The 2,203-nt window shown below is 41.3% G+C and carries 5 protein-coding genes; 4 read left to right on the forward strand and 1 reads right to left on the reverse strand.

The genetic code is table 11. The features are described 5' to 3' along the window. Both QZU58_RS10110 and QZU58_RS10115 read left to right on the forward strand, forming a co-directional pair. Window positions 1-291 (forward strand): DUF1016 N-terminal domain-containing protein (locus QZU58_RS10110; RefSeq protein WP_294496492.1); only part of this gene is annotated, 291 nt, incomplete at its 5' end. Window positions 292-306: 15 nt separating this feature from the next. Then, window positions 307-921 (forward strand): DUF1016 domain-containing protein, encoded by a 615-nt coding sequence (locus QZU58_RS10115; protein ID WP_093143488.1) that lies wholly within the window; start codon window positions 307-309, stop codon window positions 919-921. Between the two features lie 226 nt (window positions 922-1,147). On the opposite strand, the gene QZU58_RS10120 is transcribed toward QZU58_RS10115, so the two are convergent. Beyond that, on the reverse strand, window positions 1,148-1,447 hold the full coding sequence (locus QZU58_RS10120; protein ID WP_294496494.1) for a TIGR04076 family protein: 300 nt from the start codon (window positions 1,445-1,447) through the stop codon (window positions 1,148-1,150). A 289-nt stretch (window positions 1,448-1,736) separates the two neighbouring features. On the opposite strand from QZU58_RS10120, the gene QZU58_RS10125 reads away from it, so the two are divergent. Beyond that, entirely contained in the window at window positions 1,737-1,949 is a 213-nt protein-coding gene (locus QZU58_RS10125; protein ID WP_294496496.1) for an SHOCT domain-containing protein, read from the forward strand. A gap of 92 nt (window positions 1,950-2,041) precedes the next feature. Beyond that, a partial coding sequence (locus QZU58_RS10255; protein ID WP_363174843.1) for an SHOCT domain-containing protein occupies window positions 2,042-2,203 on the forward strand: 162 nt, incomplete at its 3' end.

The following is a 2,203-nucleotide window of genomic DNA, read 5'->3' on the forward strand; positions in this document are numbered from 1 at the left end:
CATTGGGGAAGCAATTTTTACGAACAGGTTGGTAAAGATCTGAGAAAAGAACTGCCTGATGTAAAGTCTTTTTCCGCCCGAAATCTCCGGTACATGCATCAGTTCTACTGCCTTTTTCCAATTTTGCAACAAGTTGTTGCAAAATTAGATTTTAATCCCAAAGCCGACTGCGTTTCATGTGATGAAATCTTTTTGATCCCGTGGGGGCATATTGTTCAAATCATGAATAAGGTCAATAGAAACCGTGATAAAGCCTTATTTTACATACACAAAACCCTCGAGAACAACTGATCTAGAGCTGTACTGATGAACTTTCTGGATACAGACCTCTATGAAAGACAGGGCAAAGCAGTAAGTAATTTTGATCTTACTCTTCCTGCTCCTCAAAGCGATCTTGCTCAGGCGATTACCAGAGATCCGTACACCTTCGATTTTCTTACCCTCCGGGAGAGCTATGACGAAAAAGAGCTGAAGGATGCTCTCATGGATAACATCACCAGATTTCTTCTTGAGCTTGGTAACGGCTTTGCATTTGTGGGACGTGAATACAGGCTTGAAATCGGCAATACCAGTAACTTCATCGACATGCTGTTTTACAACATCAAACTTCACTGCTATGTGGTTGTTGAAATCAAGGTAAAGGAATTTGATTCCGGTGATATGGGGCAGCTAGGAACCTACATGGTTGCCGTTAACCATCAGCTGAAGGGTGAAAATGATGGGCCTACGCTGGGGCTGTTAATCTGCAAATCAAAAGATAACGTCAAGGCTCGTTATGCGCTTGAAGCCAGCAGTCAGCCTATGGGAATTTCCCAATACGACATAACCACCTTTATTCCTGAAAAATTCAAAGGAAGTTTGCCTACCATTGAGGAAATCGAAGCTGAAATATCGGCCAATGAGTTATCTGCCCAAAAATAATAGCCAAAATAACGAGGTAAAAGACAAACAGGATGAAATGCTTCTGACGGTTCACCGCTGGTTTGCTCGAAAGAGCTGTCCGGGAAACTGGCTATTCGGGAAGTTGAGCGATTTGGCTCATTCGGTGAATAGCCGACTTAGTGATTATGATTATGATTAAACATAATTAACTGAAGCCTAGAGGGATTGATTTCACTATATAACAAATCCCTCATTCAATAAAATTTTACTTATGATCTTTGTCTTCGATTTTACCGGTGTATTCAATTTGAAAGATATTCATTACCCGAGGATCTGGACAACAGAAAGTAACCGCACCGTCAGGAACTTCCGGACCTCTTGAAAACGTATGACCGTCACGCAATTTTGTAATATACATGTTGGCAACAGTCAGCATCCAAGGGCATAACTTTCCGGCATCTCTTGCATAGTCATACACATCACCAATGCGGTGACAATAATCGCATCCGCGTTTTCCTCTTTTTTCAACAACCGTAATTTTGATGTTTTCATTGTTTGCAGGCATCTTTGCATCTCCGACCATATTAAATCTTTAGAATCATACCATTTTGGTGATTTTGTTTCTTATGCATAAACAACAAATCGATAAATAACTTGTTCACCAAACAGTCAATCAGCCACATTCCCAAAAATAAATCCGCTCAAATCAGCCACTGATGTCTAATCTCAAGCATTCCACCTCTTTGTAAATCTCCTCTGTTTCTATTCACAGAAAAGTTGAACAATTTTTTTGTAAAAACCGGTTACTTCTGGGCATTAGTAGGTAGGAGCAATAGTTTTACAGGAGAACCGCAATGCAAGTTACCGAAGTTACATCCGCCACTACCCAGCCAACCGCACTCAGCCAAATCACCCATGAGCAGCTGCAGCATGAATTTAATTTTCTGCGGGCTGAACATCTCACGAAAACCATGCTCAACCAAGGTCTTATAACGGCTGATGAGTACCGGAGAATCATGGTAGAGAACGTGGTCACTTTCCCGACATTTATATCGTCAATACTTTGATTATTGAGTTGATAGTGTTCCAACACAGAGCAAATATGTTACCGACAAAACGGATTGCGAGAAGCAAACACTGATCACTTTAAGGAGCAATTATGCACATAAAACAAATAAGCAGTTATCCGGAACTGCACTTCGAGCGTAACCACGATGGTTACGATCTTCAGCAGGAGTTCAACTTTCTGAGAGCGGAGATTTTCACCCGGAAACTTCTCAGCCAGGGACTCATCAGCCGTGATGAGTTTCAGTTAATCATG

Origin of the sequence: uncultured Ruminobacter sp. (assembly GCA_902764345.1) — a bacterium.
GTDB lineage: Bacteria > Pseudomonadota > Gammaproteobacteria > Enterobacterales > Succinivibrionaceae > Ruminobacter.

Bases quoted from the DNA above. Each gene is read 5' to 3' on its own strand.
- QZU58_RS10115 (WP_093143488.1), top strand. From the start codon at position 307: ATGAACTTTCTGGATACAGACCTCTATGAAAGACAGGGCAAAGCAGTA.
- QZU58_RS10120 (WP_294496494.1), bottom strand. From the start codon at position 1,447: ATGCCTGCAAACAATGAAAACATCAAAATTACGGTTGTTGAAAAAAGA.
- QZU58_RS10125 (WP_294496496.1), top strand. From the start codon at position 1,737: ATGCAAGTTACCGAAGTTACATCCGCCACTACCCAGCCAACCGCACTC.